Below are 20,841 nucleotides of genomic sequence, written 5' to 3' on the forward strand. Positions count from 1 at the left end.
CCGACGACCATGACGTCTTCGACCCCTTCGCACCCCTCCGGCTCCGCGCGGCCCGACCGGCCCTCCCTGCGGGACCGTGCCGAGGCCCTGCCCGACGAGCTGCGGGACGCGCTGCGGCGGCGGCTCGCCGGCCGGGCGGCCGGCGGCGCCGCCCCGGCGGCCCGGCCGCGCATCCCGCGCGCCGACCGTGACCGCCCGCTGCCGCTGTCCTTCGCGCAGCAGCGCCTGTGGTTCCTGGACCGGCTGCGGCCCGGCGACGCCCGCTACAACAGCGCGGTCGCGGTCCGCCTCACCGGTGCACCGGACCACGAGGCGCTGCGTGCGGCCCTCGCCGCCGTCGTGGCCCGGCACGAGGCCCTGCGCACCACCTTCGAGGAGACCGACGGCCGCCCGGCGCAGCGCGTGCACCCGGCGGGCCCGGTGCCGCTGCCGGTCCGGGACGCCGGCGACCTGGACGCGGATCTGCAGGCGGAGTACGCCCGCCCCTTCGACCTGCGGCACGGGCCCCTGCTGCGCGCCCTGCTGCTGCGCGAGTCCGCGACCTCACACGTCCTGCTGCTGACGGCCCACCACATCGTCACGGACGGCTGGTCGATGGGCGTGGTCCTGGACGAGCTGTGCACCGCCTACGACGCCCTCGCGCAGGGCGCCGCACCGCAGCTGCCCCCCGTGGCCACGCAGTACCCGGACTTCGCGGTGTGGCAGCGCGCCCAGCTGTCGGGCGCCCGCCTCGAAGGCGAACTCTCCCACTGGAAGGGGAAGCTGGCCGGAGCGGTGGCCCCCGAGCTGCCCCTGGACCGGCCGCGGCGCGGCGAGGAGGCGGGCGAGGGCGCCGTCCACACCTTCGCCGTGCCGGCCCGGCTGGCCGCGCGCCTGCGCGACCTCGCCAGGGAACAGCACAGCACCCTGCACACCGCCCTGGTCGCCGCCACCCAGGCGCTGCTGGCCCGCTGGTCCGGCCAGGACGACATCACCGTCGGCTCCCTCACGCCCGGCCGGTCCCGTACCGACCTGGAGCGGACCGTCGGGTTCTTCGTCAACACCGTCGTGCTGCGCACCCCGGTGGACGCCTCCGGTTCCTTCCGCGACCTGCTGGCCCGGGCGGCCGAGACGGTGGGTGACGCCTTCGCCCACGGCGACACGCCGTTCGAGCGGATCGTGGAGGCGGTGGGCGCACTCCGCGAGGCCGGCCGCAACCCGCTGTTCGACGTGATGGTCCTGCTGCACCCCGACCCGCCCGCCGCGACCGCTCCCCGCGGGCTCGTCACCACCCCGGTCACCGTGCCCCGGCAGGCGGCGACCTTCGACCTGAGCATCGAGTTCGTGCCGGACGGCGACGGCCTGACCGGTCTGCTGGAGTACCGCACCGACCTGTTCGACGCGGCGACGGCCGAGCGGATGGCCGGACAGCTGACACGCCTGCTGGAGGGCGCCTGCGCCGCCCCGGACCGCCCGCTGGGCAGCCTGCCCCTGCTGTCCGGGGAGGAGATCCGGCGGGTCGTCCACGACTGGAACCCCGCCCCGCTGCCCGCGGCCGGCACCACCCACCGCGAGCTGTTCGAGCGCCGGGCGGCCCGGACCCCCGACGCCCTCGCCCTCGTCGCCGGGCGCGAACGGCTGGACTACGGCACGCTCAACGCCCGCGCCAACCGGCTCGCCCACCACCTCATGGCCCAGGGGGCCGGCCCCGAACGGCTGGTCGCGCTGCGGCTGCCGCGCACCGCCGACGTGATCACCGCGATCCTCGCCGTGTGGAAGTCCGGCGCCGGCTACCTCCCGCTGGACCCGGCCCTGCCCGAGGAGCGGGTCCGGTTCCTGCTGGACGACGCCCGCCCGGCCCTGGTGCTGGACGAGGCGGCCCTGCGCGCCGTGCCCGCGACCACCCCGGACACCGATCCCACCGACGCCGACCGGCGCGCCCCGCTGGACCCGGACCACACGGCGTACGTCATCTACACCTCCGGCTCCACCGGCCGCCCCAAGGGCGTCGCCGTCTCCCACCGCGCGGCGGCCCACCTGCTGGCCGCCCACCGGGCGGGCTTCGTCGCCGAGGCGGGCGGCGGCCCGCTGCGGGTCGCGCTCACCGCCTCCTTCTCCTTCGACACCTCCCTCGAGGGCGTGCTGCTGATGGCCGACGGCCACCCGCTGCACCTGGTCGACGAGGTCACCCGGATGGACCCGGCCGCCCTCGTCGAGTACGTCGTCGCGCACCGGATCGACTTCCTCGACGTCACCCCGTCCTACCTGCGGCAGCTGCTGCCCGCCGGACTGCTCACCGACCCCCGGCACCGCCCCCGGGTCCTCATGCTCGGCGGCGAGGCGGTCGGGCCCGCGCTCTGGCGTGAGCTGGCCGCCCACCCGGACGTGGCCGCCCACAACTTCTACGGCCCCACCGAATGCACGGTCGACGCACTGTCCTGCCGCATCGACGGCGGGGACCGCCCGCTGGTCGGCCGCCCCCTGCCCGGGGTGCGGGCGTACGTGCTGGACGACCGGCTCCAGCCGGTGCCGCCCGGTGTGGGCGGCGAGCTGTACCTCGCGGGCGCCCAGCTCGCCCGGGGCTACGCCGGCCGGCCGGGTCTGACCGCGGCCCGCTTCCTGCCCGACCCGTTCGGCGGGCCGGGGGAGCGGATGTACCGCACCGGCGACCTGGCCCGCTGGACCGCCGACGGCCGCCTCGACTACCTCGGGCGCGCCGACGACCAGGTCAAGGTGCGCGGCCACCGCATCGAGCCCGGCGAGATCGAGGCCGTCCTGCTCGCGCTGCCCGCCGTCGCCGCCGCCGCGGTCGTCGCCCTGCCCGACCCGCACGGCCACACCCGCCTCGCCGCCTACGTCGTCCCCGCGCCCGGCACGCACCGGCCCGCCCCCGCCGACCTGCGGGCGGCCCTGCGCCAGGTGCTGCCCGACGCCCTGGTGCCGTCCTCCTTCACCCCGCTGGACGCGCTGCCGCTGACCACCAGCGGCAAGCTGGACCGCCGCGCCCTGCCGAAGCCCGAAAGCACCACCGAGGAGCGGGAGTTCGTCGCCCCGCGCACCCCCGACGAGGAGACCCTGGCCGGCATCTGGGCCGAAGTGCTCGGGGTGGCCCGGGTCGGTGTCACCGACAACTTCTTCGAGCTGGGCGGCGACTCCATCCTCAGCATCCAGGCCGTCTCCCGGGCCCGCGCCGCCGGCCTGCACATCGGCTCGCAGGACGTCTTCCGCCACCAGACGGTCGCCGACCTGGCCGCCGCCGCGTCCCGCCGCACCGCCGCCGTGCCCGCCCCCCGGCGTCCGCACGAGGACGGACCCGCCCCGCTCACCCCCGTGCAGGAGTGGTTCTTCGCCACGCACGGCCCGCTGCGGCACTTCAGCATGTCGATGCTGCTCGACCTGCCGTACGACCTCGACGCGCGGGCCCTGGACCGGGCGCTGCACGCCGTGGTGGCCCGCCACCCGGCCCTGCGCACCCGCTTCACCCGCGCCGACGGCACCTGGCGGCAGCACCCCGGCACCGGCCCGGCCACCGGACTCCTGACCTGCCACGACCGCGGAACCCCACCCGCCGAGGCCGCCGAGGCCGCCCGCGCGGCCCTGGACCCGGCCACCGGAGCCCTGCTGCGCGCGGCCCTGCTGACCGGCGGGGCGCGCCCGCGGCTGTTCCTCACCGCCCACCACCTGGCGGTCGACAGCGTCTCCTGGCGGATCCTGCTCACCGACCTGGAGCAGGCCTACCGGCAGGCGGCCGCCGGCGAGGAACCGCGGCCGGAACCCGAGCACACTCCGTTCGCCGACTGGGCGCACACCCTGGCCGACCGGGTCCGGGCCGGCGACCTCGACGACGACCTGCCCCACTGGACGCAGGAGGCGGCGGCGCCCCGCACTCCGCTCCCCGTCGACCTCCCCGGCACCCCGCTCGCCGGCTCCGTGCGCACCGTCCGCACCCGGGTGGACCGGGCCACCACCGAGGCGCTGCTGCGCCGGGTGCCGGGCGTGTACCGCACCCAGGTCAACGACGTACTGCTGAGCGCGCTGGGCCGGGTGCTGGCCGACTGGACGGGCGCCGACCGGGTGACGGTCGCCCTGGAGGGCCACGGCCGCGAGGAGAACCTGGCCGGGGGCGCCGACCTGTCCCGCACGGTCGGCTGGTTCACCACCCAGTACCCGGTCACCCTGGCCCCGGCGGGCCCGGACGACTGGGCAGCCACCCTCAAGTCCGTCAAGGAACGGCTGCGGGCCGTGCCCCGCCGCGGCCTGGGCCACCAGGCGCTGGGCCACCTCGGCTCACCCCGGCCGGAGGCCCGCGCCCTCGCCGAACGGCCGCTCCCGCAGGTGTGCTTCACCTACCACGGCCAGTGGGAGGCGCCCGCCGGAGGCGACTTCGCGCCCGTCGCCGACGTACCCGGCCGGGACATGGACCCCGGCGCGCCGCTGGACCACCTGCTCGACGTGTCCGCCCTGGTGGCCGACGGCGAACTGGAGATCACCTGGCACTACAGCGACCAGGTGCACCGGGAGGGCACCGTCCGGGACCTGGCCGAGGCCATGGTGCGGGCGCTCGCCGCCATCGCCGGGCACTGCGCCCGGCCCGGCGCGGGCGGCCGTACCCCCTCCGACTTCCCGCTGGCCCGCCTCGACCAGGCAGGCGTGGACCGGCTCGCCGGCGACGGCCGGGACGTCGAGGACCTGCTGCCGCTCACCCCGCTCCAGGAGGGCATGCTCTTCCACCGCCTGGTCGGCGGACCGGACGACGTGTACGTGGACCAGGCCGCACTGCTGCTGGAGGGCGTGACCGACCCCGACGCCCTCGCCCTGGCCTGGCAGCGGGTGGCCGACCGCACCCCCGCCCTGCGCACCTCGGTGGTGTGGGAGGGCGTACCGGTGCCGCTCCAGGCCGTGCACCGCCGAGTCGAGGTGCCCGTCACCCGGTTGGACTGGCGCGAGCTGGAGGCGGCGGAGCGGGACGAGCGGCTGGCGCGGCTGCGCGCCGACGACCTGGCACGCGGTCTCGACCTCGGCACGGCACCCCTGATGCGGCTCACCCTCGTCCGGCTGCCCGACGCCCGGCTGCACCTGCTGTGGACCTCCCACCACCTGATCCTGGACGGCTGGAGCCTCGCCCAGGTGCTCACCGAGGTGTTCGAGGAGTACGCCGCGCTCACCACCGGCGCCACACCCCGGCCACCGGCGCGCCGGCCGTTCGGCGACTACGTGCGCTGGCTGGCCGGGCAGGACTCCGCGGCCGCGCACGCGCACTGGCGGACCGTCCTCGACGGGTTCGCCACGCCCACCCCGCTGCCCGTCGACCGCGTCCGGCGCCCGGCTCACGAGACCCGGTCCGCGGGCGTGCACACCGCCACGCTGTCCGACGAGGTCTCCGCCCGGCTGGCCCGCACCGCCCGGACGGCCGGGCTCACCCTCGGCACCGTCGTGCAGGGCGCCTGGGCGCTGCTGCTGTCCCGCTACAGCGCCGAGCGGGACGTGCTGTTCGGGACCACCGTCTCAGGGCGCCCCGACGACCTGCCCGGCGCGGAGTCGATGGTGGGCATGTTCATCAACACCCTGCCCACCCGCGTCCGTGTGGACGGCGGCCGCAGTGCCGCCGCCTGGCTCCGGGAACTCCAGGAGGAACAGGCGCAGGCGCGGCGCTTCGCGGCGGTGTCCCTCGCCGAGCTGACCTCGCTGAGCGGTGTGCCGGCCGGCAGCGCGCTCTTCGACAGCATGGTGGCCTTCGAGAACTACCCGTTCGACGAGACACGTTCCGCCGCGACCGGGATACGCCTGGTGGACGTCTCCTCCCGCGACGCCACCAACTACCCCCTGGTGCTGCGGGCCTACCAGGGCGAGCGGTTCGGCTTCGACCTCGCCTACGACCCGGAGCTGTTCGACGCCGCGACCGTACGCGATCTCGCCGGCCGGCTGTGCCTGCTGCTCACCGAACTCGCCGACGACCCCGACCGGCCCGTGCACGCCCTCGCCTGGACCACCGCCGAGGAGCGCCAGCGGATGCTGGCCGACTGGAACGGCACCGAGGCCGGCCGACCCGCCGACACCCTGGACGCCCTCTTCGCCGCCCAGGCCGCGCGCACCCCCGACGCCGTGGCCGTCGTCTGCGGTGACGAGCGGCTCGACTACGCCACCCTGGACGCCCGGGCGGGCCGCCTCGCCCACCGGCTCGCCGAACTCGGCGCCGGACCGGAGACGTTCGTGGCCCTCGCGCTGCCCCGCTCCACCGACCTCGTCGTGGCCGTCCTCGCCGTCCTCAGAACCGGCGCCGCCTACCTGCCCATCGACCCCGGGCTGCCCGCGGAGCGCGTCCGGCACCTGCTCGCCGACGCCGAACCGGTCGCGCTCGTCACCGTCCGGCAGACCGCGGCCGGCCCGCAGGACATACCCCGCGTGCTGCTGGACGACCCGGACGTGCGCGCCGGCCTGGCCCGCCGCCCGGCAGCCGGCCCGGCCGGGCGTGCCCTGCCCGAGAGCCCCGCCTACGCCATCTACACCTCCGGCTCCACCGGCCGCCCCAAGGGCGTCGTCGTCCCGCACGCCAACGTGGTCCGGCTGTTCACCCGCACCCGGCACTGGTTCGGCTTCGGGCCCGACGACGTGTGGACCCTGTTCCACTCCTACGCCTTCGACTTCTCGGTGTGGGAGCTGTGGGGCCCGCTGCTGCACGGAGGCCGGCTCGTGATCGTCCCCGAGGACACCGCCCGCTCCCCGGAGGACTTCCTGCGCCTGCTCGCCGACGAGAAGGTCACCGTCCTCAACCAGACCCCGTCCGCGTTCTATCCGCTGATCCGCGCGGACGCCGAACTCCCGGACGTCGGCGATCGGCTGGCGCTGCGCACGGTGATATTCGGCGGCGAGGCCCTCGACGTGAGCCGGCTCGCCGACTGGTACGCCCGCCACCCCGACACCGCGCCCCGCCTGGTGAACATGTACGGCATCACCGAGACCACCGTGCACGTCACCCACGCCGCGCTGGACCGCTCCACCGCCCGCCCCGACGCCGCGAGCCCCATCGGCACCGGCATCCCCGACCTGCGGCTCTACGTCCTCGACGACACCCTGCAGCCGGTGCCGCCGGGCGCCGTCGGCGAGCTGTTCGTCGCCGGCGAGGGCCTGGCCCGCGGCTATCTGAACCGGCCCGGCCTGACCGCGACCCGCTTCCCGGCCGACCCCTTCGGGCGGCCCGGCACCCGCATGTACCGCACCGGGGACCTGGCCCGCTGGCGGGCCGACGGCACACTGGAGTACCTGGGCCGAGCCGACCAGCAGGTGAAGATCCGCGGCTACCGCATCGAACCCGGCGAGATCGAGGCCGCCCTGCACAGCCACCCGGGCGTCGGCGCCGCCACCGTCGGCGTGTACGAGGACACCGCCGGGACCCGCCGGCTGGTCGCCCACGTCGTCGGCACCGGCACCGGGGAGCGCGCCGCAGCGCCCCCGCCCGCCGCCGAACTCCGCGCCCACCTCGAAGGACTGCTGCCCGCGCACATGGTGCCGGCCGCCTACGTGCCGCTGGCCGCACTGCCGCTCACCGTCAACGGCAAGCTCGACCGGCGCGCCCTGCCCGCGCCCGGCCCCGACGGCTTCGCCGCCGACGGCACGCGGACCCCGCTGCGCACCCCGGCCGAGCGGCTGGTCGCCGCCGCCTGGACGGACGTCCTGGACACCGACGAGGCCGGCGCCGACGACGACTTCTTCGCCCTCGGCGGCGACTCCATCCTCGCCGTCCGCGTCACCTCCCGGCTGCGCGCCGCCTTCGGCACGGACGTCTCACCCCGGCTGCTGTTCACCCACTCCACGCTGTCCGACCTGGCCGCCGCGCTGGGCGAGCCCCGCGACGCGGACACCGCCGACACCATCCCGGCCACCGCCCCGGACGCCCCGGCGCCGCTGTCGTACGCCCAGCAACGCCTGTGGTTCCTCGACCGGTTCGAGCCGGGCAGCACCGAGTACACGACCCTGTCCGTGCTGCGGCTGCGCGGAACGCTCGACAGCGCCGCCCTGCGCACCGCCCTGGACGGTCTGGTCGCCCGGCACGAGGCGCTGCGCACCACGTTCGCCGAACACGACGGCCAGGCCCGGCAGACCGTCCACCCGCCCCGGCCCGTGAACCTCCCGGTGACGGACCTCCCGGACGGCGCCGCCCTGGACGACCTCCTGGACCGGGAAGCGTCCACCCCCTTCGACCTGGCCACCGGGCCTCTGCTGCGGGCCCGCCTGGCGCGGCTCGCCACCGACGAGCACGTCCTCGTCCTGGCCGTGCACCACATCGTCACCGACGGCTGGTCCATCGGCGTACTCGCCCGCGACCTGAGCGAGCTGTACGCGGCGGCCCTGGCGGACCGCAGCCCCGAACTGCCCGCACTGCCGGTCCGCTACAGCGACTTCGCCTCCTGGCAGCGCTCCCGCGCGGACCGCGCCGAGGCCGAACTCGCCCACTGGCGCCGGGCCCTGGACGGCGTGACCCCGCTGGAACTGCCCACCGACCGGCCGCGCCCGGCCGTCCGCACCCGCGACGGCGCCCTGGTCACCTTCACCCTCCCCGCCGCGCTGACCGAGCGGTTGCGTGAACGGGCGCGGGAGGCCGACGCGACCCTCTACATGGCGCTGGTGGCCGCCTGCCAGACCCTGCTCGCCCGCTGGGCGGGCCAGGAGGACGTCACCGTCGGCACCGTCACCGCCGGCCGCGAGCGGCCCGAACTGCACGACGTGGTCGGTATGTTCGTCAACACGCTGGTGCTGCGCGCCCGGATCCGCCCCGGCCTGTCCTTCCGGGAACTGCTGGCCGAGGTGCGCACCACCGTCCTGGAGGCGTTCGCCCACCAGGAGGTGCCCTTCGAGCGGGTGGTGGACGCCCTCCAGCCCGAGCGGGACACCAGCCGCACCCCGCTGTTCCAGGTCATGGTCGCCCTGCACAACCTCGGCGCCGAGCCGCCCCGGCTGCCCGGCCTGACGGCCGAGCCGATGGTCCCGCCGGTCCGCACCGCCACCTTCGACCTCGCCTTCGACTTCGTGGAGGGCGACGACGGCCTCACCGGCCACCTGGAGTACAACACCGGCCTGTTCGACGCCGACACCGCCGCACGTCTGGCCGCCCGGCTGCGCACCCTGCTGGAGGCCGCCGCCGCGGACCCCGGACAGACCGTCGGCAGCCTGCCGCTGATGACCGAGGACGAGCGCCGCCAGGTCCTCCGCCACGGACAGGGCGCCCGGCTGCCCGAGCCCGACACCACCTTCCCGGCCCTGTTCGAGGCCCAGGCCGCCCGGACCCCGGGACACACCGCCCTGGCCGCCCGCGACACCACCCTGGACTTCACCGCGCTGAACACGCGGGCCAACCGGCTCGCCCACCACCTCATCGCCCGGGGTGCAGGACCCGAGGACGTGGTCGCCGTACGGCTCCCGCGCACCTCCGACCTGATGGTGGCGCTGCTCGCCGTCCTCAAGGCGGGCGCCACCCTGCTCTGCCTGGACCCCGGACTCCCCGCGGAACGGCAGGAGTTCCTCCTCGCCGACGCCCGCCCCCACACCCTCCTGCTGACCGGCCTCGCTGCGGTGCCCTGGGACCGGCTGCCCGCCCACGACCCGACCGACGCCGACCGGGTCCGCCCCCTGCTGCCGCAGCACACCGCCTACATCGTCCACACCTCCGGCTCCACCGGCCGCCCCAAGGGCGTCGCCGTCGAACACCGGCAGCTGGTCAACCTCTGCCACGACCACCGTGCGGGCCTCCTCGCCCCGCACACCACCGGCGGACGGCGGCTGCGGGCCGCGCTCAGTGCCTCCTTCTCCTTCGACACCTCCTGGGAAGGACCACTGCTCCTCGCCCTCGGCCACGAGGTCCACCTGATCGACGAGGACACCCGCCTGGACCCGCAGGCGTTCTGCGGCCAGGTCACCGACCACCACCTCGACCTGGTCAACGTCACCCCGTCCTTCCTGCGCGAACTCACCGCCGCCGGCATGCTCGCCCCCGGCCGTCACCACCCGCGCCTGCTGCTCGTCGGCGGCGAGGCCGTCACCCCGGCCGGCTGGAGCGAACTCGTGCGCGCCGAGCGGGACCTGGGCATCGCGGTGTACAACATGTACGGGCCCACCGAGACCACCGTCGACGCCGTCTACGGCCGCTGCGCCGACCGGCCCGACCGTCCGGTCATCGGCCGCCCCGGCGGCAACCTGCGCGCCTACGTCCTCGACGGCGCCCTGCGCCCGGTGCCCCCCGGGACACCCGGCGAGCTGTACCTGGCCGGTACCCAGGTGGCCCGCGGCTATCTGAACCGGCCCGGCCTCACCGCCGCCCGCTTCCTCGCCGACCCCTTCGGGGCGCCGGGAGAGCGCATGTACCGCACCGGCGACCGGGCCCGCTGGGACCGGGACGGGCTGCTGGAGTTCCTCGGCCGGGTGGACGAGCAGGTCAAGATCCGCGGGTTCCGCATCGAACCCGGCGAGGTCGAGGCAGCACTCCTGGACCACCCGGACGTCGCCGACGCCGCCGTCACCGCACGCGAACACGCCGGCCGCCGCATGCTCGTCGGATACGTGGTGCCCGTCGCCGGCCGTGTCCCGTCCGCCGACGCCCTGCGCCTCGCGCTGCGCCGCACCCTGCCCGACCACATGGTGCCCGCCGCGTTCGTCCCGCTCACCCGGATCCCCCGCACCACCGGCGGCAAGACCGACCGGCGCGCCCTGCCCGCCCCGCCCGCCCAGCCCGACAGCACCACCCCGTACGTCGCCCCCCGGCCCGGCACGGAGGAACGCCTGGCCGCGATCTGGGCGGAGGTGCTCGGCGTCGAACGCGTCGGCGCCCGCGACAACTTCTTCGCGCTCGGCGGCGACTCCATCCTCAGCATCCAGATCGTCTCCCGCGCCCGGCAGGCCGGACTCGCCCTCACCACCAAGGACGTCTTCCGCCACCAGACCGTCGCCGAACTCGCCCTGCGGGTCACCGAGCCGGCCCCCGGCCCGGCCGCCGCACAGGAGCCGGCCGAGGCACCGCTCACCCCCATCCAGCACTGGTACCTGGACGGCCGCGAGCCCGGGCAGCGCCTCCGGTTCACCATGACGCAGCGTCTGGAACTCGCCCCCGGCGCCGACGGCCCGGCGCTCCGCACCGCCACCGATGCCCTCGTGCGCCACCACGCCGCCCTGCGCACCCGGTTCCGCCGCACCGCCGACGGCTGGCGCCAGGACGTGCTGCCGGAGGCACCGGAAGGCGTCTTCACCCGGCACGACGTGGCCGCGCTGGACGACACCGCGCTGGAGACCGAGGTCCAGCGGCTCACGGACGAGGCGCAGTCCGCCCTGGACCCCGCCGGCGGGCGGGTGGTCCGTGTCCTGTTCTTCGACCGGGGCCAGGGCCGGTCCGGGCAACTGGTGTTCACCGCCCACCACTTGGTCGTCGACGGCGTCTCGTGGCGCATCCTGCTCGCGGACCTGGAGACCGCCCACCGGGCGGCGGCGGACGGCCGGCCCGTCGAACTGCCCGCCACGGGCACCTCCTACGGCCGGTGGGCCGTCCGGCTCGACCGGCACACCCGTTCCGGCGCACTCGACGCCGACCTGCCGTACTGGACGGGCTCCGCCGCGGCCCGCGCCGAGCTGCCCGCCGGCCGGTCCGGCCCGAACACCCACGGCACCGCCGCCACCCTCACGGTCACCCTGGACGCGGAGACGACCGACGCCCTGCTGCGCAAGGTCCCCGAGACCTACCGCACCCAGGTCAACGACGTCCTGCTCAGCGCTCTCGGCCGCACCCTGGCCCGCTGGTGCGGACGCGACACGGTGCTGCTGGGCGTCGAGGGCCACGGCCGGGAGGAACTGTTCGCGGACATGGACCTGTCCCGGACCGTCGGCTGGTTCACCGCCGAGTTCCCGCTCGCCCTGCGCGTCGCCCCGGACGCCGGCTGGCACGACACCCTCCGCTCCGTCAAGGAGCAACTGCGCGCGGTCCCGCTGCACGGCCTGAGCCACGGCGCCCTGCGCCACCTCGTGCCCGGCAGCCCGCTCACCGCGGCCCCCGCACCGCAGGTCGGCTTCAACTACCACGGCCGATGGGACACCGACGGCACCGGCACCGGCGGCCTGCTCCGCGGCGCCCTGCCCCCGGCCGGCCGGGACACCGACCCGGACGAGCCCCGGCCCTACGTCCTGGACGTCACCGGCGTGGTCCAGCAGGGCCGCCTCGAACTCGGCTGGACCTACCCGCCGGCCGTCCACGACCGGGCCACCGTCCGCCGGCTCGCCGAGGACACCCTGGAGGCCCTGCGGGAGATCGTGACCCACTGCGCCGGATCCGGGGCGGGCGGCCGCACCCCCTCCGACTTCCCCCTCGCCGGTCTCGGCCAGGACCAGCTGGACCGGCTCGTCGGCACCGGCCGGCACGCCGAGGACGTCCTGCCGCTCACCCCGCTCCAGTCCGGCATGCTCTTCCACGGCCTGGTCGACACCGAGCACGCCTACTTCGACCGTACGGCCGTACGGCTGTCCGGCGTCGCCGACCCCCAGGCCTTCGCCGCCGCCTGGCAGCAGGTCGCCGACCGCACCCCGGCACTGCGCACCAGCGTCCACTGGCACGGCCTGCCCCACCCGGTCCAGCTGGTCCACCGCCGTGCCGAGCTGCCCGTCACCCACCTCGACTGGCGCGCACTCACCCCCGCCGAGCGCGCCGAGGCCACCGAGCGGCTGCTCGCCGCCGACCGTGCGGCCGGCATGGACCTCACCATCGCGCCGCTCACCCGGCTCACCCTGGCCGCACTGCCCGGCGACGAGGTGCTGCTGGTGTGGTCCACCCACCACATCGTCCTCGACGGCTGGAGCACCGGGCAGCTCCTCACCGAGGTGTGCGAACGCTACGCGGCGCTCACCGACGGCCCGGACCCGGCGCCCCCGGTGCGGCGGCCCTTCGCGGACTTCCTGCACTGGCTGCGCGAGCAGGACGAGACGGCGGCCGAACGGCACTGGGCCGACGCCCTCGCCGGGTTCACCGCCCGCACCCCGCTGCCGTACGACCGCACGCCCGCCGAGGCCCACCGCGCCCGCTCCGCCGCCGCCGTCCACCACACGCTGGACGCCGAGGTCTCGCAGCGGCTGAGGGAGACCGCCGCCCGCGCCGGAGTGACCGTCAACACCGTGGTCGAGGGTGCCTGGGCGCTGCTGCTGGCCCGCTCCAGCGGCCGGGACGACGTGGTGTTCGGCACCACCGTCTCCGGCCGCCCGGCCGAACTGCCCGGCGTCGAAGGCATGATCGGCATGTTCATCAACACCGTGCCGGCCCGGGTCCGCATACCCGCCGGCCCGGTGCTGCCGTGGCTGCGCGACCTCCAGGAACGGCAGAGCGACGCCCGCCGCTTCGACTTCCTGGCCCTGTCCCGCATCCAGGCCGTCGCCGACGTCCCCTCCGGCGAGGCGCTGTTCGACAGCATGCTGGTGTTCGAGAACTACCCCGTGGACGAGTCGGCGACGGCCCGCACGGGCGTCCGGGTCGAGGAGGTGCGCGCCGACGACGCCACCACCTTCCCCTGGTGCCTCCGCGCCCACCTGGCCGAACGGCTCGGCTTCGACCTGGCCTACGACCCCGCCCTGTTCGACCCGGCGACCGCCGAGCGCGCCGCGGACCGGCTGGCCGGCCTGCTCACCGCCCTCGCCTACGGGTTCGACACGAACCTGGCCGACCTGGACCTGCTCACCCCGGCCGACCGCGAGCTGCTGGCCGCCTGGAACACCACCGCCCGCCGGGCCGCCCCGCGCAGCCCCGTGGAGCTGTTCGCCGAGCAGGCCCGCCGCACCCCGGACGCGCCCGCGGTCCACGACGGCGACCGTCAGTTGACGTACCGTCAACTGCGGGACTGGGCCCACTCCCTGGCAGGGCGACTGCTGGCCGACGGGCTGGCCCCCGAGGACCGGGTGGCACTGCTGATGGACCGCTCCACCGAACTCGTCGTCGCCCAGCTCGCGGTGCTCCTCGCCGGCGGCGCCTACGTCCCCGTCGACCCCCGCGCCCCCGAGGAACGCCGCCACACCCTGCTCGCCCAGGCGGGCGCGACCGTCCGCCTCACCGCCGCCGAGGTGAGCACCGCACGCGGCCGAGCCACGGCCGATCAGGCGCCGCCCGCGCACCCTGCCGGTCCGGAACCGGCGGAGGAGTCGTCCTCGCTCCCGGGTTCCGGCCTGCTGCCGCACGGTGCGGGGGACACGGCCGATCAGGCGCCGGCCGCGCATCCTGCCGGGGCCCTCGCGGAACCGGTGCCGGCCGCCCCGCAGCCTGCCGGGCCCGTGGCGGAGTCGCTGCCGCCCGCCGACCCCGACCGGCTGGCCTACGTCATGTTCACCTCCGGGTCCACCGGGCTGCCCAAGGCGGTCGCGGTGCGGCACCGGGACGTGGCGGCGCTGGCCACCGACGGCCGGTTCGCCGGCGGTGTGAGCGACCGGGTGCTGCTGCACTCGCCGGTCGCCTTCGACGCGGCCACCTTCGAGGTGTGGGCGCCGCTCCTCAACGGCGGCTGCGTGGTCGTGGCCCCGGGCGAGAGCGTCGACGCGGCCCTGCTGCGCCGGCTGGCCGCCGACGGGGGACTGACCGCGCTGTGGCTGACCGCCGGACTGTTCCGGCTGCTCGCGCAGGACGCCCCCGACTGCTTCCGGGGCCTTGCGCAGGTGTGGACCGGCGGTGACGTCGTACCGGCACCGGCCGTGCGCCGCGTGCTCGCCGCCTGCCCCGGCCTGACCGTCGTGGACGGCTACGGACCCACCGAGACCACCACCTTCGCGACCTCCTGCGCCCTCACCGACCCGGCGGCGGTGCCCGGCACGGTCCCCATCGGCCGTCCCCTGGACGACATGCGGGCGCACGTCCTCGACGCCCGGCTGCGGCCCGTACCGCCCGGATGCCCGGGCGAGCTGTACCTGGCCGGCGAGGGCGTGGCCCGCGGCTACCTCGGCCGCCCCGGCGACACCGCGGCCCGCTTCCTCGCCGACCCGCTCGGTCCGCCCGGCGCCCGCATGTACCGCACCGGCGACCTGGCCCGGCGGCGCCCGGACGGCACCGTCGAGTTCCTCGGCCGCGCCGACGACCAGGTGAAGATCCGCGGCTTCCGGGTGGAGCCCGGCGAGGTCGAGGCCGCGCTCGCCGCCCACCCGGAGGTCGTGGACGTGGCCGTCCTGGCCCGCGAGGACCGCCCGGGCGCCAAGCGGCTCGTGGCCTACGTCGTCGGACCGGCCGGCCAGGACGGGGAGGAGCTGCGGGCCTTCGCCGCCCGCACCCTGCCCGACTACCTCGTCCCGGCCGCCGTCGTCCCGCTCGCCGCCCTCCCGCTCAGCCGCAACGGCAAGGTCGACCGGGCCGCCCTGCCCGCACCGGACGAGCTGCCGGGCCGTACACGGGTCGAGCCCCGGACCGAGGCCGAGCGCCGCACGGCGGCCGTCTTCGGTGAGGTGCTGGGCAGCGAACAGCCCGGCGTGGAGGACGACTTCTTCCAGCTGGGCGGCGACTCGATCCTCAGCATCCGGCTCGCCTCCCGCCTCGCCGAGGCCTTCGACACCGACCTCACGCCACGCGCGGTGTTCACCCACCCCACGCCGGCCGCCCTGGCCCGCCTGCTCGGCGACCGGCGGGGCTCCGGCCGCCCGGCGCTCGTACCGGTCGCCCGCGACGCGGTCGCGCCGATGTCCCACGCCCAGCAACGCCTCTGGTTCCTGCACGAGTTCGAACCCGGCGGCGCCGAGTACGTCACCGCGCTCGCCCTGCGGCTGCGCGGCACCCTGGACACCGGCGCGCTCCGCGCCGCCCTCGGCGCCGTGGTGGCCCGGCACGAGTCGCTGCGCACCACCTTCGACAGCGTCGACGGACACGGCATCCAGCGGGTCCACCCGCCGCACGACGTGCCGCTGCCCGTGCACGACCTGTCCGGTCTCGCCGGCACGGACCGGGAATCCGCGCTGCGCCGGCTGCTCGCCGACGAGCGCGCCCGCCCCTTCGACCTGCGCGAGGGCCCGCTGCTGCGAGCCGGCCTGGCCCGGCTCGCCGCGCACGACCACGTCCTCACCCTCGCCCTGCACCACATCGTCACCGACGGCTGGTCCACCTCCGTCCTGCTCGGCGACCTCGCCCACCTCTACCGAGCGGAACTCGACGCCGACGACACGGAGTTGCCGCCGCTACCGGTGCAGTACGCCGACTACGCCCACTGGCAGCGCACGGCCGGTGACACCGAAGCCGACGAGCACCTCGCCTACTGGAAGGGGCAACTGGCCGACACCACACCGCTGGAGCTGCCCACCGACCGGCCCCGGCCGCCGGTGCGCACCACCGCCGGTGCGACCACCCGCCTGGTGGTGCCCGCCCCGACCGTACGGCGGCTCACCCGGCTCGCCCGGGACCACGGCACCACCCTGTTCACCACGCTCGTCGCCGCCGCCCAGGCCTACCTCGCCCGGCTCTCCGGCACCGAGGACATCGCCGTCGGCACCGTCACCTCCGGCCGCGACCGGCCCGAGACCCAGTCCCTCGTCGGGTTCTTCGTCAACACCCTGGTACTGCGCTCCCGCGCCGGGTCCGAACGGACGTTCACCGGGTTCCTCGGTGACGTACGGCAGACGGTCCTCGACGCCTTCGCCCACCAGGACGTGCCGTTCGAACGTGTGGTGGACGAGGTGCAGCCCGTCCGCGACACCAGCCGCAGCCCGCTGTTCCAGGTGATGGTCGTCCTCCAGAACACCCCGGCCGCCGCCCTCGACCTGCCCGGCCTGGACGTCACCGACATCGAACCGGAGTCGGAGCAGGCCGCGTTCGACCTCACCCTGGAGTTCGCCGAGGCCGGCTCCGGAACCCTGCACGCCCTGCTCACCTACAACACCGACCTCTTCGATCCGGCCACGGCGGAACGAATGGCCGGACAGCTCGGCACCCTGCTGCACGCCGTCGCCGAGGACCCCGGCCGCCCGCTCGGTGCCCTGCCGCTGACCTCCGACGACGAGCTGAAAGCCCTGCTGGACCAGGGCCAGGGCACCTTCCCGCCGGTGCCCGGGACGACCCTGCCCGCCCTGTTCGAACGGCAGGCGGCCCGCACCCCGGACGCCGTGGCGCTGTCCGACGGCGACCGCGAGCTGACCTACGCCGAGGTCGACCGGGCCGCCAACCGGCTGGCCCACCGGCTCGTCCGGGACGGCGTCGGACCGGAGCGCGTGGTGGCCCTCGCGCTGCCCCGCTCGGCGGCGACCGTGGTGGCCCAACTCGCCGTCGCCAAGGCCGGCGGCGCGTTCCTTCCCGTGGACCCCGACTACCCGGAGCAGCGCCGCGCGTTCATGATCCGGGACGCGGGCGCCCACCTCGTCCTCGGCGACCCGGCCGAGGTGTGGTCCGCCGACGGACCGGAGACCGCGCCCACGGACACCGACCGCACCACCGCGCTCACCCCCGCCCACCCCGCCTACGTCATCTACACCTCCGGCTCCACCGGCACCCCCAAGGGCGTCGTCGTCACCCACCGCGGCCTCGCCTCCTTCGCCGCGGCAGCCGCCGAGCGATACGCGGCGGGCCCCGGCGACCGGGTGCTCCAGTTCGCGTCCCCGAGCTTCGACGCCTCCGTGCTGGAACTGTGCGTCTCCCTGCTCAGCGGGGCCGCGCTGGTGACGGGCGAGGAGGGGCCGCTGGTCGGGGAACGGCTGGCGGAGGTGCTCGCCGAACGGCGCGTCAGCCACGCGCTGATCCCCCCGGCGGCGCTGGCCACCGTCCCGCCGGAGACCGCCGCCGCCCTGCCCCGCCTGCGCACCCTCATCGTGGGAGCGGAGGCCTGCCCGGCCGACCTGGTGGACACCTGGGCCCCCGGCCGCCGGATGATCAACTCCTACGGCCCCACCGAGGCGACGGTCGTCGCCACCTGGACCGGTCCGCTGACCCCCGGCACCGGCGCCCCGCCCATCGGCCGCCCCTCCGGCAGCACCCGCGTCCATGTGCTGGACGCCGCCCTGCGCCCCGTACCGCCCGGCGTGACCGGCGAGCTGTACATCGCCGGGCCCGGCCTCGCCCGCGGCTACCTGGGCCGGCCGGGACTCACCGCCCAGCGGTTCCTGCCCGACCCGTTCGGCGCGCCGGGGGAGCGGATGTACCGCACCGGGGACCTGGTCCGCTGGAGCGCCGACGGCCGGCTCCGGTTCGCCGGGCGCGCCGACGACCAGGTCAAGCTGCGAGGTTTCCGCATCGAGCCCGGTGAGATCGAGAGCGCACTGCGCCGCAGCCCGCTGGTGCGGGACGCCGTCGTGGTCGTACGTGCGGGGGAGACGCCCGGCACGCCGGCCCGGCTCGTCGCCTACGTCGTACCGGCGCAGCCGTCCGCCACCGAATCCCTCGCCACGGCACCGCCCGGCACCGGACTCTCCGGCCCCGCGCCGTCCGGCACCGGTCCCTCCGGCACCGGACTTTCCGGCCCCGCGCCGTCCGGTACCGAAGTCTCCGGCCCTGAGGTCTTCGGAACCGCAACACCCGGCACCGGGTCTTCCGGCACCGGTCCCTCCGGCCCAGAGGTCTCCGGCCCAGAGGTCTCCGGCCCAGAGGTCTCCGGCCCGGAGGTCTCCCGCCCCGAGGTCTCCGGAACTGCAGCGTCCGGTCCCGATTCCTCCGGGACGGCGCTGTCCGGTCCCGATTCCTCCGGGACGGCAGCGTCCGGCCCCCAGTCCCCCCGTACCGCACCCGCCGGGTCCGCGCTGCCCGTCGGTGAACTGCGGGTGCACCTGGCCGGGCTGCTGCCCCCGCACATGGTGCCGTCGGTCTTCGTCTCGCTCGGCCGGCTGCCGCTCACCCCGAACGGCAAGACAGACCGGCGCGCGCTGCCCGCGCCGGGGCCCGCCCAGGCCGGTGACGGACCGCGGACCGCCCCCCGCACCGACACCGAGCGCCGTATCGCCCGCATCTGGGCCGATGTGCTCGGCATCGAAGAGGTCGGCGCCGACGACAACTTCTTCGCGCTCGGCGGCGACTCCATCCTGAGCATGCAGGTCGTCTCCAGGCTGCGCCGCGACGGCCTGCACGTGGCCACCCGCGACCTGTTCACCCACCAGACCGTCGCCGAACTCGCCACCGTGGCCCGCACCGCGCCCCGGCGGGCCGCCGAAGGCCCGGTGACCGGCGAGGTCCCGCTCACCCCGATCCAGGAGTGGTTCCTGACCACTCCCCGCGCGGCCCACCACCACTTCAACCAGTCGGCGCTGCTGGAACTCGACGGCACCCCCGACCCGCAGGCGCTGCGTGCCGCGCTCGACGCCCTGCTCGAGCACCACGACGCCCTGCGCATGCGCTTCACCCGGGACGAGCACGGCTGGCGGCAGTTCAACCCGCCGCCCGCCACCGGCCACCAGATCCTCGCCCGGCACGACCTCACCGGGCTGTCCGCCGAGGAGGCCGACGCGGCCATGGCGAAGGCCGGCGACGAACTGCACGCGAGCTTCGACCTGGCCCACGGCCCGCAGCTGCGGGCGGCCCTGTTCACGGGAGGCCCGGACCGGCCCGTGTTCCTCCTCCTCGTCGCTCACCACCTGGTGGTGGACGCGGTCTCCTGGCGCATCCTGCGCGACGACCTGGAGACCGCCTACCGGCAGGCCCTCGACGGCGACCCGGTCACGCTCGGGGAGCGCGGCACCAGCTTCCGTGAGTGGTCCCGGCGCCTGGCCGCCCACGTCGCCGAGGGCGGCCTCGACCACGAACTGCCGCACTGGGAGCAGACGGTGGACGCCGAACCCGGCCCGGCCGACCCGGACCCGGCACCCGAGGTCGGACCGGTCGACCCGGACCCGGACCCGGCACCCGAGGCCGGACCGGCCGCCACGGTCGGCGTGGAACTCGGCGAGGACGACACCACGGCCCTGCTGCGCGCCGCGCCCACCGCCTACCGCACCCGGGTCAACGACGTGCTGCTCGCCGCCCTCGCCCTGGCGCTGGCCCGCTGGACCGGACACGACCGGGTCCGCGTGGACCTGGAGGGCCACGGCCGGGAGGACCTGCTCGACGGCGTCGACCTCTCGCGCACAGTCGGCTGGTTCACCACCGTCTACCCGGTCGCCGTCCAGGTCCCCGACCCCGGCGACCTCGGACCGGACCGCGACTGGCGGTCCCTGGTGAAGTCGGTGCGCCGCCAGCTGCGCGCCGTACCCGGCAACGGCATCGGCTACGGCGCCCTGCGCACCTTCGGCCCGCCGGAAGTGCGCCGGCGTCTCGGCGCCCACGCCCACAGCCAGGTGGTGCTCAACTACCTCGGCCAGTGGGACGCCCGCCCCGAGACGCAGGGCGGCGGACTGGTCCGCGCCGAACACGGCTCCTTCGGGCAGGACCACGATCCCCGAGACCCCGGCTCGCACCCGGTCGAGGTGGTGGGCGCGGTGCAGCACGGCCGGCTCGCCTTCACCTGGCACCACCGGCCCGGCATCCATGACACCGCGACCGTGCGCCGGGTGGCCGAGGAATTCGCCGAGGCCCTGCGCCACCTCGCCCGGCACGCCCGGGGAGGCCGGTGACGACGATCCCGCCCCGCGAGGCACCGCCCCGGCGGACCGCCCGGCACGGCCCTCGCGCTCCCCGCGCCCCGACCGCCCACCACGACGACCCCACCGACCATCCGAACCGCACGACGAAAGAAGGCGACATGGACGAGAACACCCGCTACCAGGTGCTGCGCAACGACGAGGAGCAGTACTCCCTCTGGCCCGCCGACATCGAGGTGCCCGCCGGCTGGCAGCCCGTCGGCAAGGAGGGCACCGAGGCCGAGTGCTCCGCCTACGTCGACGAGGTCTGGACCGACATGCGGCCCAAGAGCCTGCGCGAACGCATGGAGAACGCCGGCGCCTGAGCCGGCTCCACCGCTCCCGCAC

General features: G+C 76.1%; 2 protein-coding genes. Both read left to right on the forward strand.

From position 1 onward, the window contains the following. Nucleotides 1-9: 9 nt before the first annotated feature. Nucleotides 10-20,487 carry a non-ribosomal peptide synthase/polyketide synthase gene (locus tag ACZ4SF_RS34455; protein WP_468392361.1) on the forward strand — a complete coding sequence of 6,826 codons (20,478 nt, stop codon included), beginning with the start codon at nt 10-12 and terminating at the stop codon, nt 20,485-20,487. Then, nucleotides 20,484-20,819, forward strand: coding sequence for an MbtH family protein (locus ACZ4SF_RS34460; RefSeq protein ID WP_468392363.1), 336 nt, complete (start codon nt 20,484-20,486; stop codon nt 20,817-20,819). The genes ACZ4SF_RS34455 and ACZ4SF_RS34460 overlap by 4 nt, the downstream gene beginning before the upstream one ends. Nucleotides 20,820-20,841 lie beyond the last annotated feature (22 nt).

It is taken from the genome of Streptomyces sp. NPDC027663, from assembly GCF_055566415.1.

Excerpts from the sequence above, each read along its gene's own strand:
- ACZ4SF_RS34455 (WP_468392361.1), top strand. The coding sequence starts at position 10 with ATGACGTCTTCGACCCCTTCGCACCCCTCCGGCTCCGCGCGGCCCGAC.